Origin of the sequence: Oryzifoliimicrobium ureilyticum (assembly GCF_037199735.1) — a bacterium.
Lineage (GTDB): Bacteria > Pseudomonadota > Alphaproteobacteria > Rhizobiales > Rhizobiaceae > Rhizobium > Rhizobium ureilyticus.
Window position 1 is genome coordinate 46,312 of sequence record NZ_JBBBVQ010000016.1, and the last position, 26,794, is coordinate 73,105.

Below are 26,794 nucleotides of genomic sequence, written 5' to 3' on the forward strand. Positions count from 1 at the left end.
TCATACTCTACAGCCAGTTGCGACACATTTTGGTACGGTTTGGCGCTACGTCATTCGGCACGGTGAAGGACTTGACCCTCAGTAAGACTGGATGTTGCTGATAATTTCAAATGCATATGTAAACAATCTGTGCGCTGATCAGAGCTCAAATTCGGGCTTCACCGAGGTCCCCGGTGGGAATTTGTTGGAGCGCGGTGATGACGCATTCGCGTCGATTGCCCGCGTACCTGCTGTGTCACACGCTCGTGCCACCCGGCCAAAACGACCCGAACAATTGTCGCGCAGTGCCCTTGATGATGCCAATCTCACGACTGTCGCCCTTTGCGAGCGTTTGCGTGATTTTCTGCATCTGCTGGAATGTGATGTGCGGCGGCAACGGCGGCACTTCCGGGTCGGTTTTCACCTCGAGAAGTACCGGACGCTCTGAAGCAAGGGCTTCCTCCCAGGCTGGTCCGACGTTTTCAGGGCGATCAACATAAAGCCCTTTCAAGCCGATCAATTCAGCAAAGCGATGATATGGAACATTGGGGATTTGTTGAGAGGCATCGAATTTGGGATCTCCCTCCATAACCCGTTGTTCCCAAGTGACTTGATTGAGGTCCTCGTTATTGAACACGCAGATCACAAAGCACGGATCCTCCCAGTTCGACCAGTATTTCGAAACTGTAATAAGCTCTGCCATGTTGTTCATCTGCATAGCCCCGTCGCCAACGAGGCCAATGACAGGTCGATCAGGATGCGCGAATTTCGCGGCGATGGCATAGGGAACAGCAGCGCCCATGGAGGCAAGGCCGCCGGAGAGAGATGCTTTCATGCCCCGTCGTATTTTAAGGTCGCGTGCATACCAGTTGGCGCAGGAGCCGGAATCGCTTGTGATGATGGCGCGATCTGGCAGTCGAGACGATAGCTCCCAGGTGATACGTTGCGGATTGACGGGGTTCGCTTCGGCGTGAGCCCGTTCTTCAAGCGTCTTCCACCATTTAGAGACATGCTTTTCGACAGTCTTTCGCCACTTCTCATCTTTCTGTATGAGGAGCGGAAGGAGCGCCTTCAGTGTTTCACCAGCGTCGCCCACGAGGTTGACGTCCATCGGGTAGCGTAGCGACAGCATGCTCGGCGAAATGTCGATCTGTACCGCCTTGACGCTACCCTCTTCCGGAAGAAACTCAGAATAAGGAAAGCCCGAGCCGATCATCAGGAGCGTGTCGCAGTCCCGCATCAAGTCCCATGAGGCCTTCGTCCCAAGAAGTCCAATTGAGCCCGTGACCCATGGAAGGTCATCAGGTAGGACGGCCTTGCCCAGTAGAGCCTTTGCCGCACCTGCGTTGAGCCGATCCGCCACGGCCATGACTTCGTCTGTCGCATTAAGGGCGCCCGCGCCTACAAGTATCGCGACACGTTCACCTTGATTGAGAATGTCGGCGGCAGCTTGCAAGTCCCCAGCATGAGGAATGGTGCGCGCCGGACGGAAGCCAATTCCAGAATGAATTGTCCCATGCTTCTGGGGCGGCTCTTCGTAAGGCAAATCCTGTAGATCGTTTGGAAGAATGATAGCCGTAACTGTTCTATTTGCCTTGGCAATCCTAATCGCCCGATCGATGAGGTGTCGAACCTGAGCAGGCGTCGCAGCTTGATGGACAAAGTCACCGGCGACGTCTTTGAACAAAGAGGAAAGATCCACCTCTTGCTGATAGTGGCCGCCGATAGCGCTACGAGCTTGTTGTCCAACAATAGCAAGCACCGGCTGGTGATCGAGCCTTGCGTCATAAAGACCTGTGATGAGATGGGCTGCGCCCGGTCCGGAAGTGGCAATACACACACCGAGGTCGCCGGTGAATTTGGCACAGGCGGAAGCCATGAACGCCGCCATTTCCTCGTGTCGCGCCTGTATGAACTCTATCTTTTCCTTTGAACGGTTAAGAGCGCCGAACACCCCATTGATACCATCGCCGGGATAACCGAACATTCTGCGGACGCCCCATTGATACAGCCGCTCTACGATAAAGTCGCCAACCGTCGTCGCCATTTTAATCTCCTGGAAGCAGTGCGATATCGCTCGCAACGACAGGCTGGGTGCCGATGTTCCGGTTTAGAAATTTTGTTTCTCAACATTTCTATTTCCGAGATTTTTGTAAACCAGCGTTTCTACGCTTGAAGTTCGGCATCGGCGTCGCAAAACCGACCTTTTCACGCAATCGATAATTTGTATAAGGGTTGAGAAAATGGAATGAGGCGTATGAACACGAACGCTGCACCGGACATCCTGATCGTTGATGATGATCACGAAATAAGGTCGCTCCTCAGTCGATATCTTGAGGAGCTGGGGTTTCGCGTTTCAACAGCAAGCAATCTCCGCGGTTGCAATGATGCGCTAAACCGGCGTCAACCAGATCTGCTGGTGCTGGATGTCATGCTTCCCGATGGGTCGGGCCTCGACCTGTGCCGTGACCTGCGGGGCCGCCGGCCGCGTGTTCCTGTCATTTTGCTGACCGCCTTGAAAGAAGATATCGATCGGATTCTCGGTCTTGAGATTGGGGCCGATGACTATCTTGGCAAACCGTTCAATCCGCGCGAGCTTGCGGCCCGCATCCGCGCCGTATTGCGCCGCGTAAACGAAGCTTCGTTCCCCGAACCAGAGCAGAGGCGCTATCAATTTGCGGACATGACGCTTGATCCGCAACTTCGTCGTGTCACGAGGGAAGATGGCAATGTGATCGCGCTGACGGGTGCGGAATTCGATCTTCTGAAGGCGTTCCTCGAGCGAGCCGGCCGGCTGCTTTCCCGCGATCAATTGCTTGACCTGACCCAGGGGCGTGATCGCGAGCCGGCGGATCGGTCTATCGACGTTTTAATGAGTCGACTGCGCCGCAAGCTGGGGGAAACCGCGGAGGATCCCATCTTCAGAACAGTTCGCAACGGCGGCTATCAGCTCGTCGTCCCGGTCACGGCCATAAGAGGCGATTGATGAGGTCACTTGGTGCCCGTCTTGCGCTACTCTTGCTGACTGCTATCGTTCTGGTCGTCATTTCGTCTTCGTTTGTAGCAAGCCTCGTCATGCGAGGCCCTCTACCGGATCTGATGATCGATCGAACCGCTCAACAACTTGCCATTCTCGCGGCCTTCGCGGAGAAGGATCGAGTGATGGCGGAATCTGCAGGGGTGACTGTCGCCCCAATGTCGGCCGATGGTCCGATTGATGAAGAACTTTCGCAAAGTCTTAAGAAGGCGCTGCGTCGCATTTCGATTATGCGCGAGGCGATCATAACGCACCGGTCGCCGAACGAATTGGCTGCCTCCCTAAAGCTCTCTGACGGAAACTGGCTGATCATGCCGATGCCACCGCATGGTCCACCTCCGGATGGTTGGAAGATCCTGGTGGGCTGGCTTGGCCTTATCATCATTGGCAGCGTCCTCGTTTCAATCTTCGCTGCGTCCAAAATTATGAAGCCATTGCGGCTCCTGGAACAGGCGGTGGCAGCCGTTAATCCGGACGGAACACTCCCGCACATACCGGAAAGCGGCCCGGGCGAAGTGCGTGCCACGGCGCAGGCACTCAACGGTCTTTCAGCCAGAGTGAAGGCTGCTACGGAAAGTCGGATGCGACTGGTCGCGGCTGCCGGGCACGATCTTCGGACGCCGATGACCCGAATGCGGCTGCGTGCGGAGTTTATCAAGGACGATGAAGAGCGATCCAAGTGGCTTGCTGACCTGCAGGAGCTAGACATGATAGCCGACAGTGCCATCGGTCTCGTCCGTGAAGAAATATCCAAGGACGGTCTCCAACCGGTAAGGCTTGATGAGGTAGTCCTATCAATCGTGACGGAACTCAGAGCGATTGATATGAACGTCAAGAGCGGCGATTTGGAGAATGTGACGATTAACGCAGGTACGCTCGCTGTAACGCGTGCATTGCGCAACCTGCTAATCAATGCCGCAACGCATGGGCATTCGGCGACGATCACCGTTTCCAATCTCGGTAACCACGCGGTGGTTAGGATCATCGATACCGGTCCAGGCATCCCGGAGGATCGATTGAGTCAGGTGTTCGAACCCTTTTTCCGGATCGACATTGCACGGCAGAAATCCTTTCCAGGGGCCGGTCTCGGCATGGCCATCGCGCGGGAGATTGTCACCAGATTTGCGGGTGAAATCACTGTGCGAAATCGACAACCGAATGGGTTGGAGCAGATCGTCTCGTTCAAAAGCGCGGATGCAAACGCCACAAGCTGATAGCTCGTTAAAGCGTCGAGAAATGACGTGCCAACAAAGCTGTCGCGCACTTTTGCGGCCAACGGAACAAATAGTCCCCTCCCATTAACGGCCGAAGCCAACCGAAAAGGCGGGAAGCTTAAAGGCTACCTCCACTTATAGAGAACATTCAGTCTCTGGAAAGCGCCGCTACAGGATCTAGCCGTGAAGCGTTGCGTGCCGGCAGATAACCGAAGACAAGACCAATTGTGCAGGAGCAAGTCAAGGCGAGGATGATCGAACTCGTCGAATAGATCAGAGAGAAATTGGACCCGAAATAATTGAACATCGCACCGAAGCACAGCGCTATCGCAATGCCCAGTGTTCCGCCCAGCAGACAGACCAGCACAGCTTCGATCAAGAATTGCTCTAGAATGTCCTGGCGCCTTGCGCCGACTGCCATACGCACGCCGATCTCGGCAATGCGTTCGGAAACAGAAACCAGCATGATATTCATCACACCGATGCCGCCGACCAGCAGCGAAATGACAGCAATAGATGAGATCAGGAGGGTCATCGTTCGAATAGTGCTGGTGATGGTCTGACGGATATCGTCTGTGTTGAGGATGAAGAAATCCCTGGTTCCGTGTCGTCGTTCCAGAAATTGCGTCACTGCGGCCTCGGCGACTGAACTATCAGCATTGTCTGCAACACGGATGGTGACGCTGCGCAACGACATGTCGCCCAGGAAGCGAGCTTGGACGCTGGTGTAGGGAAGGAAGATCGAAGGCGTGTCGCTGGAACCGAAGCCGGCTTGTTGTGCCGCAATGACACCGATAACGCGCACCGGGACCTTACCAACAAAAAGTGTTTGTCCGATCGGATCGATACCTTTATCGGCAAACAGCGCAGTCACTGTGTTTTGGTCGATCACCGCATCCTGCGTCATCCTGCGGGCGCTATCGGAATCAAACAGCCGGCCTGAAGTGACCTTGGACCCCTTCACGGAAAAATAGGATGTGCCGACGCCATTGATCAGGGCATTTGCTTCCGTCGCGCCAAACCGGACAGTGGTGCTTGTGGACACTGTCGGCGTGACCGCGGCAACATAGGTAAGCTTTGCCAGCGCATCGGCGTCGGCCACGACTAAAGTTTTTATTCGTCCGGAACGGGTGTCGCCGAAACTCTTTCCTGGGAAGATCTCCAGCGTGTTCGTGCCGAGGCTATTGATGTTTGTCAGAATCTTTTTTTGCGATCCCTCGCCGAGCGCTACGATGCTGATGACAGACGCAATTCCGATAATGATGCCCAACATAGTCAGGAAGGATCGAAGCCGATGTGCTTGTAGTGCAAGCAGCGCCATTCGAAACGCTTCTAGCAGTCGAGCCGTCATTTCGCCCCAGCCCGATTGGCCTGTTATCGTTTCAGGCAGTGAGATTGAAGGTTCAGCCGTTTTCGTTCGCCGATCGTCAACGATCCGGCCATCGGAGATTTCGATGATGCGGTCGGCGCGCGAAGCGACATTCATGTCGTGAGTGACGATGACGACCGTGTGTCCCTCGCTATGCAGCTCTCCGAGAATGCGCAGTACGTCTTCGCCGCTTTGCCGGTCGAGCGCGCCTGTTGGTTCGTCGGCAAGAACGACATTGCCATTGTTCATCAAAGCACGCGCGATCGACACGCGCTGTTGCTGGCCGCCGGAAAGTTGGCCCGGGCGATGACTGCCACGCTCACCCATCCCGAGGCGGTCAAGCAGTGCAATGGCACGTTGACGTCTTACCTCACGTGGCTGCCCGGCATAGATGGCCGGTACCTCGATGTTAGCGATCGCCGTCAGCTCCGAAAGCAGATTGTAACGCTGGAAGATGAAACCGAAACGCTCTCGTCGCAACTGCGACAGGGCATCGCTGTCAAGCTGGTCAGTATGGGCCCCAGCAATCGCATAACTGCCGGCGGTCGGCCGATCCAGCAGGCCGATGATGTTCATCAAGGTCGACTTGCCCGAGCCGGAAGGCCCAACGATGGCGACCATCTCACCGCTTGCAATTGTGAGGTTGATATCTTGCAGAACGGCGATCGTGCGGTCACCCGACCGATATTCGCGGCGCAGATCCCGCAGTTCTATGATAGGCTCGTTCACCGGTCAAAATCCCATTGGCGGAGGCGGCCCGCCGTTGCTGCTGTTCTTCATCGCGGTGGCGCTTGCTTCACCGATGATGACTTTTTCCCCCTCAGCCAAACCGGACCGGATCTCAGCGGAAACATTATTATTAAGGCCGACAGTCACATTGCGCGAGCTCGGCTTTCCATCATCGCCCAGTACCTGAACAAGGTAGGAACCATCTGCCGATCTGGCACCTAACGCAGAGGAGGGGACTATGAGGACGTCCTTGGCCTCGCCCAGTACGATGTGAACTTCGGCCGACATGTAAGTGCGGAAGTAGTTGTTCGGATTGGGCACGGCAAAAATGCCGTTATAGTAGATTGCTGAGGATGAGGACGACGAAGTCGTGCTGCTGGAAGACGATGTCGTCACGGAAGACGAGACGCTGCTGTCACTGGTAATAGATGTGGGGGCGGGTTCGATCGATTGCAGGATCGCCTCATAGCGAGTGCCGGGATTTCCTAAAATGGTGAAGTAAATCGGCTGTCCCACCTTGACCTTCACGATATCGGCCTCCGATATCTCGGTGCGAACAAGCATCGTATCGAGCTGCCCCATGATGACGATGGTTGGCGCCGATTGCGCCGCATTGACCGTCTGACCCTCTTGATTGACGATAGCAAGGACGGTGCCGTCGATCGGCGCCCTGATGCGCGTATAAGAGATGTTGGCGCGTGCCGTCTCCACCGCGACTTCAGCCGACATCTTCTGAGCGTCGAGAGCGGCGATCTGGGCAGTAATCTTCTTGACGCTCGCTTCTGCATTGTCGAGGTCCGCCTTGGAGCCCGCCTGGTTGCGAAAGATCGTCTGCTGGCGGATGAGCGTAAGCTGTGCGTTCTCAAGATCAGCCTCGCTTTCCTCTCGCTGCGCTTTGACATTGGCAATTGATGCCTGCGCGGTCCTCAGGTCATTGACTTGCGTGGTCGAGTCGATCTCGGCGACAAGACTGTCTTTCTTAATAGTGTCACCGAGCTTGACATGAAGTGCGGTGATCCGCCCGGAAACTTGCGCGCCGACGGCAACGAGATGAATGGGTTTGAATGTGCCGGAAGCCAGCACGTTCTCCTCGATATTGCCACGTGTTACTGGCGCAGTGATGGCCTGCGATGGCTGATGATCGAAATAGCCAGAGCGGAGACAAATGAAGACGGCGGCGATGAGCGCAAGAAACGCTGGAAAGAGAAATTTCCGCCGGCTGACGGTTCTGCGGGCACGAGGACCGGCTGGTTTTGCGTTCCTGGCTCGTTTCGAACGTAAGCTCGCTTGTGCATTTTGACCTAAGATATCCAGCATGGAATTATTTCGCCAACGTTAGGTGCGGGCCCGTGTTGACGTCGATCACCACTGGTGTTGAAACGTCGATCTTCCCATCCCAGCCGCCGCCGAGCGCCTTGTTGAGCGCGATGTAATCAGTGGCAATTGACGCTCTGCTTTGAATGACCGACTCCTCAGCGCTATAAAGAGACCGCTCGGCATCAAGCACATCCAAAAAATCTGACGCGCCGGCCTTATTCAGTTCGCGCGATAGATCCGACGCGTTCCGATAGGAGTCCATGGAAGAAACGAGTTTAGCGTATTTCTGCCGCTCTTGGGTCAGCGACACAACGGCATTTTCGACATCTTCCATGGCCGAGAGCACGGCTGACTGGTAGGCGATGAAATATTGGTCCCGCTCTGCCTTGGCGGCGTCAACAGCGGCTTTGAGCTGCCCGCCTTGAAAGATCGGGACAGTCAGTGACGGACCGAATGACCAACCAATGGAGGATTTCTTCGCTAGATCACCGAGGTTTGCGGCTGACGAAGAAATGTCGCCTGTCAGCGAGATGGACGGATAGCGATTAGCTTCGGCCTGACCGATCTTTGCCGTATACTGCGCAAGTTGCCTTTCCGCGAGACGGACGTCCGGCCGCGATGTCAGAATATCGGCAGGAATGCCGGTTGACGCATTCATTTTTGGACTCGGAATTGGCTTGCTGGACTTCAGCATTTCCTCGAACGCAGTAGGGGGCTTGCCTAAGAGCACGCCCAGACGGTGCACAGATTGCGCGTAGGAGATTTCGTAGGTCGGAATATCCGACTCCGTGCTGCTGGCAAGCGCGTCGGCCTTGGCTGTATCGACACCAGTAGCGCTGCCGGCAATGTATTCCGAGTGAGTAAGGGCTGCGCTTTTGCGCTGTGAGATGGCCGTGCGCTTGGCAAGATCGCGTAGCGCCTGATACTCGCGGGCCTGCACGTAGTAGGAAGCGACGTCGCCGACCAAGGTCAGCATGGTGTCGCGCAGTTCCTCGTCCGCCGCATCGACACCGTATTTGGCCGCCTCAACGGCGCGCTTGTTGCCACCGAACAGGTCAAGCTCCCAACTGGCGTCGAAGCCACCATTATAGAGTGTGGAAAAAGCGGCCTCGGATGTGGCGCTCGTCGTAGCTGATGTGCGTGTTCGCGTCCCCGACCCGGTTGCCTCGACACTTGGCAGCAGTGCGCCTTTCTGTTCGCGGTATGTAGCGCGGGCCTGGCGGATTTTAGCTTTCGCCGTTGCGACATCCAGATTGTTGGCGATGGCCTCCTCTATCAGCGCATCGAGTGTCGGATCGTTGAGCTGCTTCCACCATTGCGACAACTGCGGCGCTTTCGATGGCTTTCCCGACGCTTTGCTGCCCCAGTGAGACGGCATGGAAAATGCTGGCGTTTCATAATCGGGGCCGACGACGCAACTTGTTAGCGTGCCGGCAACTGCGGCGGCCACGATTACGGCGGGTATTGTCTTATTTGAACACGAACATATCCACACAGTTGTTCATCCCTGATCAGTTGCTCTTTGCGCTGGCGTCTATGATCCTTCTGCCGGCGACGGATCGTTTTGGAAGGCAGGCGGCGTTGCCAGCTGAAAGGATGGCGCTAGCAAGATAAAGTCCGGGAACGCGGGCAAGGCGTTCCCGGACCAGTCCGCCCCGCAGGGGGCGGCTCTCTCCAATCGAAACGACATCCTTGGGGGTGTGGGATCTCGATCGATGGGAGGCGGAGGGAGTAGCTAAATCGACTACATAACGAGCTCTTGTCTAGGCAGCCTATAGTGGCATCAGCGAAATTCTGGAGGGCTGGGCACCAGGAATTGTTCGGCACTCTCAAGTCGGGCCAGCTGATCCGAACTTAGAACTTTGCGGAGGGAGGCAGCCTTGTCTTTGAGAGCGGCCGCTTTGACGCCACGATCGAGAAAGCCGGCTGCGATCCGCTCGCCAAAAAGCCCCGTCGGCTTATCGCTATTGCGATCTGGTGTCTGTTCAAAAGAGCCATTTACGGAAGGAGGGCTAAGCGGCTGACGCGCTGGGAAAGCCAGGAAATTGAAAAGCGCGTCGGTGTAGTCCCTCCAGGCATCAAGCTGAGCGGTGCGCACGCCAATCAAGGTTTCCATGGCCGAAAGCTTGCTGGCCAGCTCCCATGCCCGATCCGTCGGATGAGGCACGCCATGAGGCGGGATGAACATGTCGTCACCGAAGGCCATCGTCTGGTCTCGCCGATGTGAATCTTGAGGCTCCAAAGGCCTTGGCGGCATATAGGTCGGAGACGGCGGCCCTACTTCAGTAATGGGCGTGGTCTGATCGTCCAATTCATCCGCTTGCACGGAAGCAGCGATGCTGCTGATCGCGATTATCAGGAGAGTTGCGACGATGTATCCTTGCCTCATGATGGATGCCTTCATTACCACTGACTGCTGTCAAGGCTAATAGGGCGATATGAACACAATACGTCCTGATGTTTCTGAACATTTCTTGGAGAGGGAATGTTGTGACCGAAGTTTGCCAGGCAGGCCGACAGCAACAATTCGTTCCAAATCGGAGGCTTTTGAGTGCGCCGGTTACCAGACCTGATGCGCGCCGACCCAATGACTGGGCGCTTGGAAAGTCCGCGACGAAAGCCTGTGCCTCATCTGCGGTCAGCCGGTGCGCCGCGTCCAAAGCCGTTGCGTGGCCGATCTCATCCTAAGGTTTGCCAAAATACAGCTTGCATTGTGTACTGAATGGTTCCATATTGCAGGCATGGTGAAACGCAATCAAACGCATGTGTCCGTCGGTCGTCCACGTGAATTCGAACTCGATGAAGCCGTTCGGAAGGCGATGGATGTGTTTTGGCGCCGTGGATATCACGACGCATCACTTCCAGACCTGCTGGACGGTATGGAGCTTTCCAGAGGAAGCTTTTACAAGGCTTTTGTCGATAAGCGGGGCATCTATCTGCGTGCCCTCGACACCTATATCGACGACGCGGTCCGATCGGTCGGTGAAACGCTGCATTCCAATCCGTCGCCCAAGGCAGCAATTCGCGAAGCATTTTCGCAGCAGGTGGACCAAACATCCGACGTGGAAGGCCTGCGTGGTTGCTTTGCTGTTTTCGCAGCTGTCGAGATGCTTCCGCAGGATAGGGAAGTTGCGCCTCGCATCTCCCGCCTTTTTCGGCGCCTGCAGGATCTTTATGCCGCCGCGATCATCAGGGCTCAGGCCTTGGGCGAAATCGATCCCGGTCTGGACGAACGGACCCTTGCAAGGTTCCTCGTGTGTCAGATCCAGGGCATGCGTGTGCTGGCCAAGGCGGGAGCCGATCGCGAGCAGACGCGGGCCATGGTCGATCTGGCGCTAAAAGCGCTTGGCTGAGTGTAATTTGGAACCAAATGGTTCCAATATGCAACTGTAGAGGCTGCCTTGGCGGCATCCGTGTGAACAGGGAGAAAGATTGTGAACGATTCCCGTGCCTTTGAGGCTGACCTCGATCCGCGCAGATGGACCGCGTTGGTCATTTTACTGGCAGGTGCTTTCCTGCCGCCGCTGGATTTCTTTATTGTCAACGTGGCGCTGCCATCAATCCGCGAGGATCTTAAGGCCTCAGCATCGACGATGCAGCTCATTATTTCTGGTTATGCCACGAGCTATGCCGTTATGCTGATAACAGGCGGTAGACTTGGCGATCTTTATGGGCGTCGGAATGTTTTTCTGTCCGGCATGGTGGGGTTCGCCCTCGCCTCCGCCTTATGCGGGTTCGCGTGGTCGCCATCGGCACTGATCATCGGCCGGATCCTGCAGGGATTTTCCGCAGCCGTCATGGCGCCTCAGGCATTGGCGTCGATCAATGCCATCTTTCCCAATCACGAGAAATCGAAAGCACTAAGCTTTTATGCCCTGACCTTCGGCTTGGCATCGATGGCTGGCCTTTTTCTCGGAGGAGCGTTGATTGCGCTCAACATCCTCGGCCTTGGATGGCGAGCGATCTTCCTCATCAACCTTCCTGTCATCGCGATCGCCGCGCCCGCCGCTGTCATCTTTTTGCGCGAGACGCGATCGGAACACCCAAGCAGACTGGATCTTAAAGGAGCGTTCGTCATTGCACTTGCGCTTTTCGCACTGATCGCGCCGCTAATCGAAGGGCGAGAGCAGGGCTGGCCGATCTGGTCAATCCTTCTTTTTGCCGTCTCTTTCCCACTTCTTTGGCTGTTTTGGCGCTATGAGGCGAGCCTGGAGGCAAAAGGTGGCGATCCGATCCTTTCTCCGAGCTTGCTCCAGGTTGCCGGATTGGTGCGCGGGCTTGTCGCCGCCCTCTTTTTCTACGCACTTGCGGCGTTTTGGCTTATCTTTTCGGTCTATGAGCAGAGCGGTCTAGGCCGTACGGCTTTCGAGGCGGGGCTTGCGATCCTTCCTGCAGCACTCGGCTTTGTTCTTGGGCCTTTCGCCAGTGAGCGCGCCCTTGCTATCTTCGGACGATATTCGGCGGCTGTTGGCATGGGTTTGCAAGCCGTTGGGCTGTTCATGACAGCAGCCTTAATCTTAAGTCAGCACGCTCAATTCCTGTTTGCGGCGCTCTTTTTCATTGGGATGGGGCAAGGGATTGCGCTTCCAAATCTTTTGAAAAGCGTCGTGCAAAGGGTTGGCAGAACTCAGTCCGGGTTGGCCTCCGGACTTGTCAATTCAATGCTTCAGATCGGCGGCGCTTTCGCAGCTGCCGTGATCGGCGGATTGTTCTTTGCGATTTTGGGGCCTGCAACTGACCTGCAATCCATTGGCAGAGCATACAGCGTGGCAGCCAGCGTCATCGCAATCTGTCTGCTGATTGCAGGATGGCTCTCGGCCGGCCTCGCATCCGAGAGCAAGCTTCAGCGTTGAGTTGATTTGAATGGATATAGCGAAGGGTCGGCGTGATGGCCGCGTGAAACCTGCGACCGTACCAGTCTATCGGCTTCAGACAGCTCTAAAGTCATGAAGCGAAACAGGACGATTTTTCAAAGGAGAACCTCTATGAACGACATTTCCGACCTGCCTCTCGCAGGCAAACACGCGCTCGTGACTGGTGGAGCACGTGGTATCGGTGCGGCCATTGCACTTAAGCTCGCCGAGGATGGGGCCGACGTCGCAATTACCTATGAGAAATCGGCCGGGAAAGCTGAAGCGCTCGTTTCGAAGATCAGCGCCATGGGCCGCAGAGCGATTGGCCTTCAGGCTGATGCAGCGAGCCAAGGCGCGGCCATAGCTACCGTGGCGCGAACGGTTGCTGAACTCGGCGGACTTGATATCCTGATCAACAACGCTGGCGTCCTTTTCAAGGGACAGTTTGCTGATCAGCCCCTCGAGGAAATAGATTTGCAGCTGAACGTCAACCTGCGCGGTGTCTTCCTGATCACGCAGGCGGCACTAAAATACATCCCTGACGGTGGTCGCATCATCAGTACCGGAAGCAATGCAGGCCTTGCGGTCCCATTTCCTGGCATTGCAGTCTATGCCGCGACAAAGTCTGCGCTGGAGAGCTTCACGCGTGGTCTCGCGCGCGAACTTGGGCCCAGAAAGATCACGGTTAATTTGGTCAGGCCGGGCCCGATCGATACCGACATGAACCCTGCGGATGGGGCTCTTGCCCCTGCTATCCTGCCGAGCCTGTCGATTGCTCGATATGGCACAGCCGAGGAAGTCGCAGCCGCCGTCGCGTTCCTCGCTGGGCCGAGCGCAGCTTACATTACCGGCTCAGGGATTCTGGTCGACGGCGGCATTGCTGCCTGATCGTCAGTGACCGCCATGACCTGTCACCTCGAGCTTAAAATTACACTCAATCGGAGGCTATCAGAGCAAGCGATCGTGAAGCGGCATGACGGCGAACTCCCGGCCCCGGGGCTGTAGCTCGCCGCCAAGAAATCTAGGCTCTTCAAAAACGCAACGTCGTGCGCTGTGTTGTCGAGTTTCGCCAATGACCGGCTACGGTTCGATCTTGACGGCATGAATGGACATTGTTTCAGTTCGAGCGCCACTCCGGCTGTCATGGACTGCGACTGGAACAGGGAAAAACAACGTGAAGACGATCGGTATACTTGGCGGCATGTCCGCGGCCTCGACCCAGATCTACTATCGTGAACTATGCAGGCTGACCCGCGAAAATCTGGGAGGACTTCATTCTCCCGAGCTTCTGATCCGATCTGTCGATTTCGATGAGATCGAAAAATTGCAGGCATCGGCCGAATGGGACAGGGCAGCGAAAATTCTGAAAGAAAAAGCCGTAGCTCTCGAGCGTGGCGGTGCAGACCTTCTTATCATGGCGACGAATACAATGCACAAGGTGGCCGACGAACTTAGAGGGGCGCTGTCGATACCGTTCATACACATCGCCGATGCAACGGCGGCAGCTATCCTTGAAGCCGGTTTTCAGAAACCTGGGTTGATGGCCACCGCTTTTACCATGGAACAGGCATTTTATATCGAGCGCCTAGCAGCACGTGGATTGTCGCCAGCCATTCCTGGGGTCGATGATCGAGCGGAAACCCACCGCATCATCTATGATGAACTTTGTCGCGATATTGTCCGCGACGATAGCCGCTTGACCTTTGAGTTGATTGCGCAGCGATTGATCGATCAAGGCTGCGACTGCCTCATCCTTGGCTGCACAGAGGTCGGTATGCTTCTCAACCAGGATAATGTTGGCGTAGAGGTCTTCGATACAACTCTAATCCACTGCAAAGCCGCGCTTGAGGCCGCCTTGCAGTGACTTTCGTTGCTATCCGCCGTCGGCCTTAGCCAATCCTGCAGAGCACATGAAGGCAGTTCTTGCTGGTTCAATCGCATCAATTTGGGGCGAGCTTCTCGTTTCGAAGTGAGGCGGTTAAAGGGGACGAGAATTTTCGCCCTGTGGTCTCAGAAGAGTTACGGGCCTTGTATACGCCCCCATTTCGAGTAGCCGATCCAAAACATTCTGGAATTTCTTCTTGACGAACATCCTACTAGAAGGTAGGTAATGCATATGAGCAATTTTTCGAATACCTCAGACGATATCCTGGCTTCCGCACGGACCCTGATTATGAACGTTGGCTATAACGGTTTTAGCTATGCGGACATTTCGGAGGTGGTGGGAATCCGAAAGGCAAGCATTCATCATCACTTCCCCAGCAAGGTCGATTTGGTGCGTGAGCTCGTCAAGCGCTATCGCGAAGATGGTCAGGCAAGCGTTACGATCCTCGAACAAAATGTCCCGAACGCCCTCGACATCCTCAAGGTCTATGCCAACCACTGGTCCAAGTGTATTGAGGATGCCAGCAGGCCTTATTGTGTATGCGCCCTTCTTGCCAGCGAGCTGCCGTCTCTGCCGCCTGAAGTCGCAGCCGAGGTTAGGGGCTTCTTCCGTTTTATCTCATCATGGCTGACTTCAGTCATGGAGCGTGGCGCCGGACAAGGTGTTTTGCGGCTCGATAGTGAGCCCGAGGTCGAGGCTGAAGCATTTCTAGCCACTGTTTACGGCGCCATGCTTTCGGCCAGGGCCTATGGCAAACCTGATATATTTGGGACCATCCTTGCGCCAACCCTTCAGCGGTTGACCCCAGTCGTCTCCCACTAATCCCGCAGTAGGAAGCCTACGCGGGCAATATCGCACTTCGCGAAGCTACCAACTAGTAGGAAGAATCATGAAAACTTTTCTGCTCATTAAAGTCCTGGGACTGACCAGCATCGTCTCGGCGGCCATTTTATCCGCGCCGGCTTACGCCGAAGATAAGAAAGCCGTGCCCATCCATATCCGCGGCAGCATCGTCAGCTCTGCAGCTTCGAAACTGACAGTAAAAACACGTGAAGGCGAAACCGTCGATGTCGCGCTGGCAGCCGATTGGAAAGTAGCGGCCGTTGCCGATGCCAAGATCACCGACATCAAGCCGGGCGACTTCGTTGGTATTGCATCCTTGCCCAAAGCGGGCGGGGGCGATGGCGCCCTCGAGGTTCTGATTTTCCCGCCTGCGATGAAGGGCACAGGTGAGGGAAGCTATGGCTGGGATCTTAAGCCGGAGAGCAGCATGACCAATGCGACGGTCGCGGATGCTGTCAAAGATGTCGATGGTCGCACCGTCACCGTCACCTATCATGGAAAGGAAAAGAAGATTGCGATTCCAGATGGAACGCCCGTGGTGACGATTGCTGCGGCGAGCAAGGATGACCTCGTTTCAGGTGCCGTTGTCTTTATAACTGCCGAAAAGTCCGCAACAGGCTCCATCGCCCATCAGGTGGTCGTTGGCAAGAATGGCGTGGTTCCCCCCATGTAAGCCACGCCGTCCCCGGCCGGTGCCGCCCCCATTGCCCCGGCCGGGGACCTCCGACCGATGCTGGATCCCTGTATCCATGAGATGTCGAAGACGAAAGATGCTGAGATGAGCAAAACCATTTCCTATGCCAATGCCCGAAACTCTCGAAAAATCTTTATCCGTCGCCATTCAGTGGTGACGCGGTTCACGCATTGGTTGAACGTGCTTTACTTGAGTTTTCTCCTTTTAAGCGGACTGCAGATATTTAATGCCCATCCCGAGCTTTACTGGGGCCAATATGGCGCCAACGGCGATGCTGCCGTGCTGACAATTGGCTCGAAGGAAGAAGGCGGCAAGCTTAGGGGATTCGTCGATGTCGCGGGACTAGAATTACCAACCACCGGCGTCCTTGGTATTTCCGATGTCGATGGAGAGCCGAGTGTACGCGCTTTCCCCTCCTGGGCAACAATCCCATCCTTTCAGGATCTAGCCGCCGGACGGCGCTGGCATTTCTTTTTTGCCTGGCTCTTTGTCATCAACGGCATTGTCTACTTGGGATTCAGTTTGCTGAGTGGCCATTTCAGGCGAGACCTTGCTCCAAAGGCGCACGAGCTTTCGCCGCGTCATCTCGGCCAGGAGGTCCTCAACCACGCTCGTCTGAGATTTCCCGAAGGCGAAGAAGCCAGGCATTACAACGCGCTTCAAAAGCTAACCTATCTCTTGGTCATTGTCGTTCTTTTGCCCTTGATGGTCCTGACAGGACTGACGATGTCGCCAGGCGTTGACGCGGCTCTGCCGAGCCTCGTCGAAATTTTCGGCGGACGCCAGTCCGCGCGCACCATTCATTTCATGACAGCTTCAGCGCTCGTGATCTTCGTCGTCGTGCATGTCGTGATGGTGGTGCTGTCAGGGACCTGGAACAATATCCGATCAATGATAACCGGGCTTTATGCCATCCGTGACGAAGGACCGAATGCATGAGCACGTCCCTTACCCGACGTCGCTTTCTAATCGGCGGCACACTTGGCGCCAGCGCCTTGACCCTTTCTGGATGCGACCTGTTGGACCAAAATGCTGATGTAAGCACTATCCTTCGTTCGGCCGAGCATCTGACGATGAAAACCCAAAGACTACTTCAGGGGCGCGACGCTCTGGCACGCGAGTTTGAGGAAAAAGACATATCTCCCTCCTTTCGGGTCAACGGCACGAGTGCCCCTGATAGCGAAGAATATGCGCAGTTATTGGAAGGCAAGTTCGAGCGCTGGAGATTGAAGATCGACGGATTGGTCGATCGACCCCAAGAATTTTCACTTGCCGATCTCAAGGCGCTTCCATCCCGAACGCAGATCACCCGCCATGACTGTGTGGAGGGCTGGAGTGCCATCGGGAAGTGGACCGGCGTTCCGCTCGCCCGCCTCCTGCGTTCGACCGGGATCAAGCCGACGGCGCGTTATGTTGTGCTGCACTGCGCCGACGAGCTCGAAAAGACACTCGATGGAAGCGGCCGCTACTACGAGAGCATCGATCTCATCGATGCGTTTCATCCCCAAACGATCCTCGCTTACCAGATGAACGGCAAGGACCTCAGCGTCGGTCATGGCGCTCCCTTGCGGCTGAGGGTCGAGCGGCAGCTTGGTTACAAGCAGGCGAAATACATCATGCGCATCGAACTCGTTGACAGCTTCGCCGGTCTTTGGGGCGGAAACGGAGGATATTGGGAGGACCGAGGCTACGAGTGGTATGCCGGCATTTGATACGTTCAACCAGTAGACCGAAAGATGACAGCTCATGACGAGAGGCAAAGTTCACGAGATAAGCCCGGTCTCCGCTACAGCCTCGGCACGACGGGTCGACGTCGGCCAGACGAACTCCATCCTGTCGGATCCTGACGGGCGATGGATCGCCAAGCGGCAAGGCGCAATCAACGAGGCGTTCGAGAAACGCGGATGCTCACAAAACAGCAAGCCCGTCGGCGCAAAAGATCGTGTCCCGCGCAATCCCGCAGGATGATGCATGCGCAAAAGTCTCAGGCGAAAGCGATGGAATCGGCCGCTTCGCCTGGGACGATACGACCCCTTTTGGAAGGCACATTTGCTTCTTGTGAGCAGCCTTCGATGAAATTCACCAACCTGAAAAGTGAAAGACGACAATGATTCATCAACAGAAGGCCAATGCCACACGAGGCGGTGAACAATGGCTCAAGCAATATTACTATACCCGTGCAGCATTCTCCGTGCTTTGGGTGACGGCAGCATTTACCGTCGGACAGCGTTCGTTTGCAGTCGCTGCCACACTGCTGATCCTCTATCCCGCTTGGGATGCACTCGCAAACCTTGTCGATGCAGCTAGGAGCGGTGGCTTGGCAGCGAACCGCAGCCAAGCGATCAATGTAACGGCAAGCTCGTTCATGACGATTGTCGTCATCTTGGCGCTGATGATGAGCATGAATTGGGTACTCGCTGCTTTCGGCTTATGGGCGATATTTTCAGGGCTTCTGCAGCTTGGAACGGCTGTGCGGCGCTGGAAAACGAGTGGGGGTCAGTGGGCGATGATCTTAAGCGGTGGCCAATCTGCATTAGCGGGCGCTCTTTTCATCTTTCAAGCGCGTATGCCGCAGGAGCCGTCGATCGCAACCGTCGCGGGCTACGCAGGCGTCGGCGCTTTTTACTTCGCGCTCTCGGCAGTTTGGCTGAGTGTTTCACTTTCGCGTCGCAAGATGCAGAGCGCAGAACGGTGGGGTGGCGACGCCCGGCCATGAATGCGCATCGCGCTTCCCATGCGAAAGCCGGCATGATGGAAAGTGCATTTCTATTTCCGACATTCCATTCCTGCAGGCCCAGATGAGCCTCATAGCACCTGGAAGATAATCAAATGACGACCCACAATGCGGCAGGACAACTTGCGTCCTATCGGAAGACCATCGACAACCTCGACGCGGCTCTTCTTCACATCCTGGCCGAACGCTTTCGCTGTACCGAGCAAATTGGCCGCTTGAAAGCCGAACAGGCAATGCCGGCGACAGACAGCGAGCGCGAGCAACGTCAAATGGATCGACTAAGGACTGTCGCCGATGAGCTTGGTCTCAGTCAGCACTTCGTCGAAAATCTGATGACGCTCATCGTGACGACTGTGGTGGAACGACACAAGGAGATTGCCAGAAGGGGATAGAAGGCTCGCGGATGTTCAGCCAGCTTCATCACCTCCGGCTTTCTCATCTTGAGGTTACCTGCGCGAGATGGTCCGATACGGTAGAAATGAAGGCCCGAAGCCTCTGAAGACGCCGGAGGTCTCGGTGATATCCCATCCAAATGTCTCGCGCGGGCGGTGCCTTGGGCAGGTCCACTTTGCGAATACCCTGGATCTGATCACCGACTACGCGCGGCAGGACCGCAATCCCGACGCCATGCCGACACATTCGCCCTTGAACGTGACGGTTGTTTGATCGAAGCACTGGTCTTGCATTGGGGAAACTCTCGATAAGCCAAGCAATGTCCGGGAACTGGCCAGTTGAGGTGTCGTGGGTGATCAAGCGAAAACCAGTTCCGTCGCCATATTGGGGATCCGATGATTCCTCGCCAATGTAGACACCGTATTCCAGTCTGAAGAGACGGCGCTGAACGACGTCGGCTGTGTTGAAGGGGACGATGCGAAAGGCGACGTCCGCCTCCCTCTGGGCCAGATTGAACAGACGTGTGCCGGTCAAGATCTCCACATCAACATTGGGGTAGGCCTTAGAAAAATTGGCAAGGATGGGAGGCAGTACATAGGCGCCGAACCAGTCCGCTGACGAGATGCGCAGACTGCCTTTGAGGTTTTGTTCCTGCCCCGCAAGCCGGCGTTCCATTGCCAGCGCGCCTTCCTCCATCTGCTCCGCCAGCGCAATGATCCCGTGGCCCTCCTCGGTTAAGACGAGGCCATCTGATGTTCGCTGGAAGAGAACGTGACCAATAGATTGCTCAAGCGCGCGCAGGCGCCTTCCAACCGTTGGATGGCTGGTCTGAAGAGAACGCGCAGCACCGCCGAGCGTGCCGGATCGGGCGACAGCGAGAAAGATTTTGACGTCACTCCACTCCATGGGAGATCCCTTACACAAATGAACGCCGAGAGTACATTAATGTCAGTTAACGAACAAATCTAATCAACCTAAATTCCTTCCTAGATGAGATTTATCCTTCTTCCAAAAGCGCGGCTTAGCGGGCTGCCGCTCGGGGCGAAGGGAGCCTCACTATGGCATTCACTGAAAGCAACTCGGAGACAAAGTCATGAAAACCTGGCTCATCACAGGCTGCTCAAGCGGCTTCGGACGGCGGCTCGCGCGCGCTGCAGCTGAGCGCGGCGATCAGGTCATCGCCACAGCGCGCAATGTCAAAACAATCGAAGAGATGGCTGAGCCTTTTGGTGGTCGTATGATCACATTGCCGCTCGATGTGACGGATGTTGTCGCAGTCAAAGCGGTGGTCGCAAAGGCGACCGAAGCATTTGGCGGGTTTGACGTGCTTGTCAACAACGCCGGCTACGGCCTATTCGGCGCGATAGAGGAAGGCACAGCAGACGAATATCGACCGATGTTCGAGGTGAACGTCTTTGGTCTGATCGAAACCACGAAAGCTGCCCTGCCGGTCTTGCGGCGAACGGGCGGAACGATCGTCAACATGTCGTCCGGTGCAGGCATCGCAGGCAGCGGCGGTGGTGGTTATTACAACGCCGCCAAGTTCGCCGTGGAAGGCATCTCGGAAGCACTCGCCGGCGAGTTGAAGCCGTTTGGCATCCGCGTTCTGATCGTCGAACCAGGACCATTTCGCACCGATTTCCTTGGGCGATCGATAACCATGGTGGCCAACGAGATGCCGGAATATGCCGCGAGCTCTCGTCGGCACTACCGCGAAACCAACAATGGCCATCAGGCCGGTGATCCCGACAAGGCAATCGCGGTGATCCTGCAAGCGGTCGATGCCGATGACGCCCCGCTTCATCTTCCGCTCGGGGCTGCGGCTCATGCGATCGCTGAGCGAAAACTGGCTTCCTTCCGCAGCGATATCGACGCTTGGCGCGACATCACGATCGCTACTGATTTCGATCAGCCCTGAGCCGATAGCTAGCTTTGCTTAAAATCAAAATTGGCAGGAAAGAGATCATGATCCCAAGCTTGGAAGGGTTCACCCAACACTTGTTGCCGGTGAACGGCATCAAGATCAACGCCGTCGCTGGAGGATCAGGCCCACCGATCCTCCTCCTCCACGGTTGGCCCGAAACATGGTGGGAATGGCACCACGTGATGCCCTTGCTGGCCGGGCATTTTAGCGTGGTAGCGATTGATCTTCGCGGCGCCGGATTTTCCGACTGCCCGCTTGATGGCTATGAAAAGGCGACGATGGCCCGCGACGCGCATGAGGTCATGATTGCCCTTGGGCACCAACGCTACGCCGTTTGCGGTCATGACATCGGCGGCATGGTGGCGCTGCCGCAGGCTGCCCTTTATCGGGAGGCTGTCACGCATCTCGCCGTCCTCGACGTTCCTCTCCCTGGCTGGACGCAGTGGGAGGCAACAACCGCTAAGATCTGGCACTTTGCCTTCCACGCGAACCGCGATCTACCGGAGCGGCTGATTTATGGCCGGGAGTATGACTATGTCTCAGCCTTCATGGCGGAGCGGTTTTACGATCACAGTAGCTTTGACCCGGCAGATATCGAAATTTACGCCAAGGCGATGGCACTTCCCGGCCGCACGCGCGGCGGCATGGAATGGTACCGCACCTTGACAACCGACCATGCGGCCGCACTCGAATATAAAAAACAACCGCTGGGCATACCGGTTCTGGGTCTTGGCGGCGAGCAGCGCTTCGGCGCCCACATGGTCCCGATGCTTCAAGAGTTCGCCAGCAATGTAAGGGGCGGCTCAATTGCGCGGTGCAGCCACTATGTGGCGGACGAAAAGCCGCGTGAAGTCGCGGCAGCCCTGATCGATTTCCTCAAAGCCAGTTGAAACACTGCGATCCCGGCGCGCGTCGCTCGCATCTCTACCGTTCAATCAATCCAAAAAAGAAAGGGACTATCATGACCGCACCCGTCATTCGCGGTGTCAATCACATCGGCATTACGGTGCCCGACATCGAAGCTGCAAAATCATTTTTCGTGGACGCATTTGGTGGCGAGGTCATCTACCAGTCGTTCGGAACACAGGATCCGCCGCGGCAGGGCGCTGAATTCGAGCGTGCCACTGGCGCCTTCCCTGGAACGGTCGTGCGGGCGCAGGCCATGGTCAAGATCGGAACAGGCCCCGACATTGAGCTCTTTGAAATGCATGGGCCCGAACAAGCTCAGGCAGTTCGGGCGAGCGACTTCGGCATCGCGCACTTTGGCGTCTACACCGACGATATCGACGCCTCGGTTGCACGTTTTGAGAAAGCCGGTGGTACCGCTCTTTCGGCGCCGCGCGCTATTCCCTACGCAACCGAAAAAGGTCCTGGAAATAAGGTCTGCTACTGCCGCATGCCATGGGGCACGACCATCGAATTCATCACCACGCCGGACCGGATGGCCTACCACGACCAAACGGATCTGCGCAGGTGGCAGGACGAGGAATAAAAACGTGAGCTCTGAAAAGCATAAAGTCTCGCTGCAGCTTTTATCGCACCCGGTAAACGACCGCGGATAAGGGTTGGCTGGTCGCGTCCTCACCTCTTGCCCTAGCCTGCTGGCGGGGAAGCAATCGGCGCCTCTCCCAGATCCGTCATTTCCCGTACAGATTGCGCGGGCGCCGACAGATGGCGAACTGGCCATTGTTTAAGGCTTAGAGTCTCGCTGGCGAGATGAGATCTGGAACATCAAAAACAGAAACTCAGGGAATATTCAATTATGTCTATCGTAGATAAGCCAGCTTTTGGCCTTACGGCCGCGCTTTTGTCTTTCGTTGCTCTGACAGCTCCGGCGCTAGCGGCTACCCGCAACATCGTGCTTGTTCATGGCGCGCTTGTCGATGGTTCGGGCTGGCGCGGCGTTTACGACATACTGACCCGCGACGGGTATAAGGTCAGCATTGTTCAACAACCGCTGACAAGCCTAGATTGGGACGTCGCCGCCACGAAAAGTGTGCTCGATCGACAGGACGGTGATGTCGTTCTCGTCGGTCACAGCTATGGGGGCACTATTGTCACGCAGGCGGGTGACGATCCCAAGGTGAAAGCACTTGTCTATGTTGCGGCGCTGCAGCCAGAAAAGGGCGAGAGCACCGCACAATTGCTCCAATCCATGGCGTCACCGACCAATGATATCAAGCCGACAAAGGATGGCTTCCTACGGATCGACCCAGCGAAGTTCGCCGCTGATTTTGGCGCCGAGCTACCAAAGGATCAGGCTGAGTTCATGGCCTGGTCTCAAATGCCGGTCGCGGTCGCTGCCACGGAGGCAAAGGTAAAAGTTGCCGCCTGGCACGATAAGCCGAGCTACGCGATTGTCGCGACGGACGACATGACGATCAACCCCGAGCTTGAGCGCTGGATGTACAAGCGTGCTGGTTCAAAGGTGACGGAGGTAGCGGGCAGCCACGCAATCTACATCTCCCAGGCTGCCGCAGTTGCAAAGGTCATCGAGGACGCAGCCGAGGCAGCCAAGTAGCGCCGGCATGCATCCCGAATGCGGGGCTCGCCTGAATGAAGCCGTGAGCCGCTTCACGTTTAGGAGTGTGCCGCGGCAATTTGAGACATGTACCCGAGCTTGGGAAGAGACTGTCAAAATGTCGTTCTGAGGCCTTACGATGAAGAGCGGCATGCTCAGCGGTCGAGCAGGGGCTGAAACTTCTCGACTGCAACTGCGAACGCGCAGAAAGACGCCCTGCCAGGAGCAGAAAGATGCCCTGGCAGGAGAAGTGGTGGAGCATCGGAGATTGCGGCTCTTGATACTCTTTTGGTCATCGGTCGTGGAAACTGAGCGATGCCTGCTCCAGGGGCCCTTACAACCAGCAAACAGTGCGAGAATACATATGGATCGAGAGATCATCATACCCGACGACATGCAGGAAATCGTCAGCCGAGCAGGTTATGCGCCCGCGGTTAGAGTTGGTGACACAGTTTATGTGGTTGGCCAAGTTGGACGGACGAAGGAGCTCACGATCATCGATGATCCTTCAGAGCAATTCAGAGCGATGTGGGAGAACTTACGGATCGTCCTCGAAGCCGCGCACTGCACATTTGACGATATTGTCGAAATGACAAGCTATCACGTGGAAATGTCGAAGCATATGGATGTGTTCCGGACCGTTAAGAACGAGCTGTTTCCAAGGGGAACCTGTGCTTGGACTTGCATCGGTGTTTCAGAGCTCGCACACCAGGGACTTCTCGCGGAAGTTAAATGTATTGCCGTCAAGCGGTAGTGCCGACAATCGAAGCGGGCGATGTCACGTTTACTTCGCGGCTTGCCAATGTGCCCTTCCATGATGATGCGATCCTGGGGGTGGATGTATCGATCGACACGGCTACCGGCTTAGGCAACCGCGTTGCCGTCTTTCGCTTCCGGTCTGATCGTCGGGGGATTGAACGTCTTTGCTGGCTACGTCTTGTTGGGCACAAATACGACGAACGAGGTCCCTTCACTGCAATAACTGAAAGTGCAGATTGAGATCATTGGGCGCTTGTTCGGACAGGCGGTTCTTATGCCCCTCCAGAACAAAGCACGATGATACTTCGTGTTTGTCACCCCGCTCTGTGGAAAGGTCGGTGCAAAGTTTAGCGCCCGGCGACCTCAAGCATCAGCCGGCCTTCGGTACCCTCGTTCCCCGAGCCAACACCCGGCCGCCTTATCCTACAGGCGCTCGGTCGACACGCCGTCGGAAGAATTTTTAGCCAGCGCGGCGCATGCGCTGCGCGACATCATTCAGGTCATGTGCGCCGCTATTGGCGCGGAACCCGCGGATAAGATCGAGCAGGTCGCCGGTATCGTTCGCCAACACTTCCGCCGAGGCTGTCGTTTCTTCCGCCATGGCGGCATTCTGCTGCGTTGCGGTGTCAAGCTGGTTCATCGCTGAGGAGATCGTCCGAAGCGTCGTATCCTGCTCTTCTGCACTATGGGCAATCCGCGTCACGACGTTGTTGGCTGCGTCGATCTGTGTAGAGATGCGCTTTAGTGCCTCGCCAGCCTGCGCCACCAACTGAACGCCTTGCTCAACCTGGCCGCCGGAGCGGGAAATCTGGTCCTTAATCTGCTTGGCGGCGGCAGCGGACCGCTGCGCGAGTTCGCGCACTTCCTGCGCAACGACTGCAAAGCCTTTGCCGCTTTCCCCAGCGCGCGCAGCTTCAACGCCCGCATTAAGGGCCAGCAGGTTGGTCTGGAAGGCGATCTCGTCGATAACGCCAGTGACCTTGGCAATTTCTGCGGAGGATTGTTCGATGCCGCTCATTGCCGCAATGGCATTCTCAACGACGGTATCGCTCTGGCGCGCTTCGCTGCTGATGGCCTTGACCCTCTGGGCAGCTTCCTTTGCGCCCTCCGCAGTTTGGCGAACCGCCACCGTCAATTCGTCGATTGCTGCGGAGGTTTCTTCGAGGTTTGCCGCCTGACGCTCGGTACGCTGGGCAAGTTCGTTGGATGCACGGCGTATCTCTTCCTTTGAGACACCAATATCGGAGCCTTTCAGGTTGACGCGGCTCATGGCCTGCTCAAGGCGCGCGAGGGCATCGTTGAAGTTGAAGCGCAGACCATCGTATTTGGGGCCCAGATCATTGCAACGGACCGTAAGATCTCCGACGGAAAGCTTCTCGAGCAAGGCGCCCAGGGTAGTGACCACATGCGCCTGCTCTTCGGCTTCTTGGCGCTGTGTCTCCAGATTGCGCTGTCGCTCGGCGTCGAGTTCACGGCTCTGTTCGCCCTGTCGCGCAAGCATCGTCTGACGCTCGCGGACCTTCTCCTGCAGCGCCTTGGTTGCACGCGCCATCTTGCCGACTTCATTACCCATGTCAGTGTGGGGGATGCTCAAGGTGACATCTTCGTCTGCCACAGCATTGAGTGCATCATGGATGGCATTGAGCGGACGTGAAATGCCACGGATGATGACATAGGCTGCAGCGATCGCCAGCAGGAACGCGAGGGCAGAGCCGCCGACGATCTTGATAATTGAATTGCGGATATCTTCTTTCAGATCATCCGTATAAAGCGCCGTAATGATGACGATCTGCCAGGGTTCGAAAACCTTGGCGTAGCTCGCCTTGGGGTAGCTGCGGTCATTCGGATCCTTGCCGGGTTTCGGGCCGAGGAACTCGACATAGCCGCCGCCGGCGCGGCCCAACCGAACGAGTTCGTCGCGGTAGGCATAACCATTGGCGTCCTTCACGCCTTTGTTGCTTTTTCCAACACTCGGCGAGGTGGGGTGAAAGACCAGCACGACATCGTAGTCGTATCCGTAGAAATAGCCGTCCGGATTGAAGCTCATCTTGTTCAGTTGGCCATAAGCCTGCTTTTTGGCTTCCTCTAGAGATAACCGGCCTTCTTCGACCCGTCCCTGGTAGTCCTTCAAAACGGAGATGGCTGTTTCTACGTGCGTGCGCAGCATTTCGTAGCGCTCGTGATAGATAGCTGCCGTCGAAGACCGTATCTGGAAAAATGTCAGACCTGCGAAGGTCGCGATCATGGCTCCAACCAGCAAAAACAGCTGGAGCGAAATTTTCATGTTCTTCATTGATGCGCACCGCTCGCTGAGTTGGCGTCGTCCACGTTTTAAACGAAGAACGCGGCCAACAAGTTCTGCGTCTCATACGCACCACCGAATGCTGCATGCATCCGGATGCTCAGTTTAGAGTTAAAATTTAAACAAAACCTCTATGGTAAAGATCGGCCGTGAGATAATGCGCGGCAAGTGGCATCGTTCGTCACTGACACGGCGCTCTCTTCCGTCGATGATGCTGAAGGTTGGTTTTCGATGAGCATCG

At 56.2% G+C, this 26,794-nt stretch carries 26 protein-coding genes; 19 read left to right on the forward strand and 7 right to left on the reverse strand.

From position 1 onward, the window contains the following. Positions 1–235: 235 nt before the first annotated feature. On the reverse strand, positions 236–2,026 hold the full coding sequence (locus VQ830_RS20045) for a thiamine pyrophosphate-requiring protein (protein WP_337269917.1): 1,791 nt from the start codon (positions 2,024–2,026) through the stop codon (positions 236–238). A 210-nt stretch (positions 2,027–2,236) separates the two neighbouring features. Here VQ830_RS20045 and VQ830_RS20050 point away from each other — a divergent pair, with 210 nt between their 5' ends. Continuing rightward, complete coding sequence (locus VQ830_RS20050; protein WP_337269918.1) at positions 2,237–2,965, forward strand: response regulator; 729 nt, start codon at positions 2,237–2,239, stop codon at positions 2,963–2,965. Continuing rightward, positions 2,965–4,230, forward strand: a complete 1,266-nt coding sequence (locus VQ830_RS20055; RefSeq protein ID WP_337269919.1) for an ATP-binding protein — start codon at positions 2,965–2,967, stop codon at positions 4,228–4,230. The genes VQ830_RS20050 and VQ830_RS20055 overlap by 1 nt, the downstream gene beginning before the upstream one ends. Before the next feature lie 148 nt (positions 4,231–4,378). Here the strand turns inward: VQ830_RS20055 and VQ830_RS20060 are convergent, their stop codons facing one another. From VQ830_RS20060 to VQ830_RS20075, 4 genes are all read right to left on the reverse strand, one after another. Continuing rightward, entirely contained in the window at positions 4,379–6,328 is a 1,950-nt protein-coding gene (locus VQ830_RS20060; RefSeq protein WP_337269920.1) for a MacB family efflux pump subunit, read from the reverse strand. A 3-nt stretch (positions 6,329–6,331) separates the two neighbouring features. Continuing rightward, positions 6,332–7,645 (reverse strand): efflux RND transporter periplasmic adaptor subunit, encoded by a 1,314-nt coding sequence (locus VQ830_RS20065; protein WP_337269921.1) that lies wholly within the window; start codon positions 7,643–7,645, stop codon positions 6,332–6,334. A gap of 4 nt (positions 7,646–7,649) precedes the next feature. Continuing rightward, on the reverse strand, positions 7,650–9,095 hold the full coding sequence (locus VQ830_RS20070) for an efflux transporter outer membrane subunit (RefSeq protein ID WP_337269922.1): 1,446 nt from the start codon (positions 9,093–9,095) through the stop codon (positions 7,650–7,652). A gap of 333 nt (positions 9,096–9,428) precedes the next feature. After that, positions 9,429–10,034 carry a hypothetical protein gene (locus tag VQ830_RS20075; RefSeq protein WP_337269923.1) on the reverse strand — a complete coding sequence of 202 codons (606 nt, stop codon included), beginning with the start codon at positions 10,032–10,034 and terminating at the stop codon, positions 9,429–9,431. Positions 10,035–10,314: 280 nt separating this feature from the next. On the opposite strand from VQ830_RS20075, the gene VQ830_RS20080 reads away from it, so the two are divergent. From VQ830_RS20080 to VQ830_RS20130, 11 genes are all read left to right on the forward strand, one after another. Beyond that, positions 10,315–10,998, forward strand: a complete 684-nt coding sequence (locus VQ830_RS20080) for a TetR/AcrR family transcriptional regulator (protein ID WP_438618319.1) — start codon at positions 10,315–10,317, stop codon at positions 10,996–10,998. 81 nt (positions 10,999–11,079) lie between these two features. Continuing rightward, positions 11,080–12,498 (forward strand): MFS transporter, encoded by a 1,419-nt coding sequence (locus VQ830_RS20085; RefSeq protein WP_337269924.1) that lies wholly within the window; start codon positions 11,080–11,082, stop codon positions 12,496–12,498. Positions 12,499–12,630: 132 nt separating this feature from the next. Then, positions 12,631–13,386, forward strand: a complete 756-nt coding sequence (locus tag VQ830_RS20090; protein ID WP_337269925.1) for an SDR family NAD(P)-dependent oxidoreductase — start codon at positions 12,631–12,633, stop codon at positions 13,384–13,386. A 286-nt stretch (positions 13,387–13,672) separates the two neighbouring features. Beyond that, positions 13,673–14,362, forward strand: a complete 690-nt coding sequence (locus VQ830_RS20095; protein ID WP_337269926.1) for an aspartate/glutamate racemase family protein — start codon at positions 13,673–13,675, stop codon at positions 14,360–14,362. Between the two features lie 252 nt (positions 14,363–14,614). Beyond that, positions 14,615–15,205 carry a TetR/AcrR family transcriptional regulator gene (locus VQ830_RS20100; protein ID WP_337269927.1) on the forward strand — a complete coding sequence of 197 codons (591 nt, stop codon included), beginning with the start codon at positions 14,615–14,617 and terminating at the stop codon, positions 15,203–15,205. A 67-nt stretch (positions 15,206–15,272) separates the two neighbouring features. Continuing rightward, complete coding sequence (locus tag VQ830_RS20105; RefSeq protein WP_337269928.1) at positions 15,273–15,899, forward strand: hypothetical protein; 627 nt, start codon at positions 15,273–15,275, stop codon at positions 15,897–15,899. A 105-nt stretch (positions 15,900–16,004) separates the two neighbouring features. Then, positions 16,005–16,859 carry a cytochrome b/b6 domain-containing protein gene (locus tag VQ830_RS20110; RefSeq protein WP_337269929.1) on the forward strand — a complete coding sequence of 285 codons (855 nt, stop codon included), beginning with the start codon at positions 16,005–16,007 and terminating at the stop codon, positions 16,857–16,859. Beyond that, positions 16,856–17,632, forward strand: a complete 777-nt coding sequence (locus VQ830_RS20115; RefSeq protein ID WP_337269930.1) for a molybdopterin-binding protein — start codon at positions 16,856–16,858, stop codon at positions 17,630–17,632. The genes VQ830_RS20110 and VQ830_RS20115 overlap by 4 nt, the downstream gene beginning before the upstream one ends. A gap of 34 nt (positions 17,633–17,666) precedes the next feature. Beyond that, positions 17,667–17,888 (forward strand): hypothetical protein, encoded by a 222-nt coding sequence (locus VQ830_RS20120; RefSeq protein ID WP_337269931.1) that lies wholly within the window; start codon positions 17,667–17,669, stop codon positions 17,886–17,888. Positions 17,889–18,027: 139 nt separating this feature from the next. After that, the gene (locus VQ830_RS20125; RefSeq protein WP_337269932.1) at positions 18,028–18,636 is read left to right on the forward strand and encodes a DUF308 domain-containing protein; all 609 of its coding nucleotides are present in this window, start codon (positions 18,028–18,030) and stop codon (positions 18,634–18,636) included. A 113-nt stretch (positions 18,637–18,749) separates the two neighbouring features. After that, the gene (locus VQ830_RS20130) at positions 18,750–19,046 is read left to right on the forward strand and encodes a chorismate mutase (RefSeq protein ID WP_337269933.1); all 297 of its coding nucleotides are present in this window, start codon (positions 18,750–18,752) and stop codon (positions 19,044–19,046) included. Positions 19,047–19,089: 43 nt separating this feature from the next. Here the strand turns inward: VQ830_RS20130 and VQ830_RS20135 are convergent, their stop codons facing one another. Next, positions 19,090–19,953 carry a LysR family transcriptional regulator gene (locus VQ830_RS20135; RefSeq protein ID WP_337269934.1) on the reverse strand — a complete coding sequence of 288 codons (864 nt, stop codon included), beginning with the start codon at positions 19,951–19,953 and terminating at the stop codon, positions 19,090–19,092. 187 nt (positions 19,954–20,140) lie between these two features. Between VQ830_RS20135 and VQ830_RS20140 the strand changes: the two genes are divergently transcribed. The 6 genes from VQ830_RS20140 (at position 20,141) to VQ830_RS20165 (ending at position 24,491) form a co-directional block, all read left to right on the forward strand. After that, positions 20,141–20,965, forward strand: coding sequence for an oxidoreductase (locus tag VQ830_RS20140; RefSeq protein WP_337269935.1), 825 nt, complete (start codon positions 20,141–20,143; stop codon positions 20,963–20,965). Between the two features lie 47 nt (positions 20,966–21,012). Next, on the forward strand, positions 21,013–21,861 hold the full coding sequence (locus VQ830_RS20145) for an alpha/beta fold hydrolase (RefSeq protein WP_337269936.1): 849 nt from the start codon (positions 21,013–21,015) through the stop codon (positions 21,859–21,861). Between the two features lie 71 nt (positions 21,862–21,932). Then, positions 21,933–22,463, forward strand: a complete 531-nt coding sequence (locus tag VQ830_RS20150) for a VOC family protein (protein ID WP_337269937.1) — start codon at positions 21,933–21,935, stop codon at positions 22,461–22,463. Positions 22,464–22,733: 270 nt separating this feature from the next. After that, positions 22,734–23,492 carry an alpha/beta fold hydrolase gene (locus VQ830_RS20155; protein ID WP_337269938.1) on the forward strand — a complete coding sequence of 253 codons (759 nt, stop codon included), beginning with the start codon at positions 22,734–22,736 and terminating at the stop codon, positions 23,490–23,492. 364 nt (positions 23,493–23,856) lie between these two features. Beyond that, positions 23,857–24,246: a RidA family protein gene (locus VQ830_RS20160; protein ID WP_337269939.1), complete on the forward strand. Its 390-nt coding sequence runs from the start codon at positions 23,857–23,859 to the stop codon at positions 24,244–24,246. Beyond that, positions 24,225–24,491, forward strand: coding sequence for a hypothetical protein (locus VQ830_RS20165; protein ID WP_337269940.1), 267 nt, complete (start codon positions 24,225–24,227; stop codon positions 24,489–24,491). The genes VQ830_RS20160 and VQ830_RS20165 overlap by 22 nt, the downstream gene beginning before the upstream one ends. Before the next feature lie 220 nt (positions 24,492–24,711). On the opposite strand, the gene VQ830_RS20170 is transcribed toward VQ830_RS20165, so the two are convergent. Next, positions 24,712–26,544, reverse strand: a complete 1,833-nt coding sequence (locus VQ830_RS20170; RefSeq protein ID WP_337269941.1) for a methyl-accepting chemotaxis protein — start codon at positions 26,542–26,544, stop codon at positions 24,712–24,714. Positions 26,545–26,794: the final 250 nt, after the last annotated feature.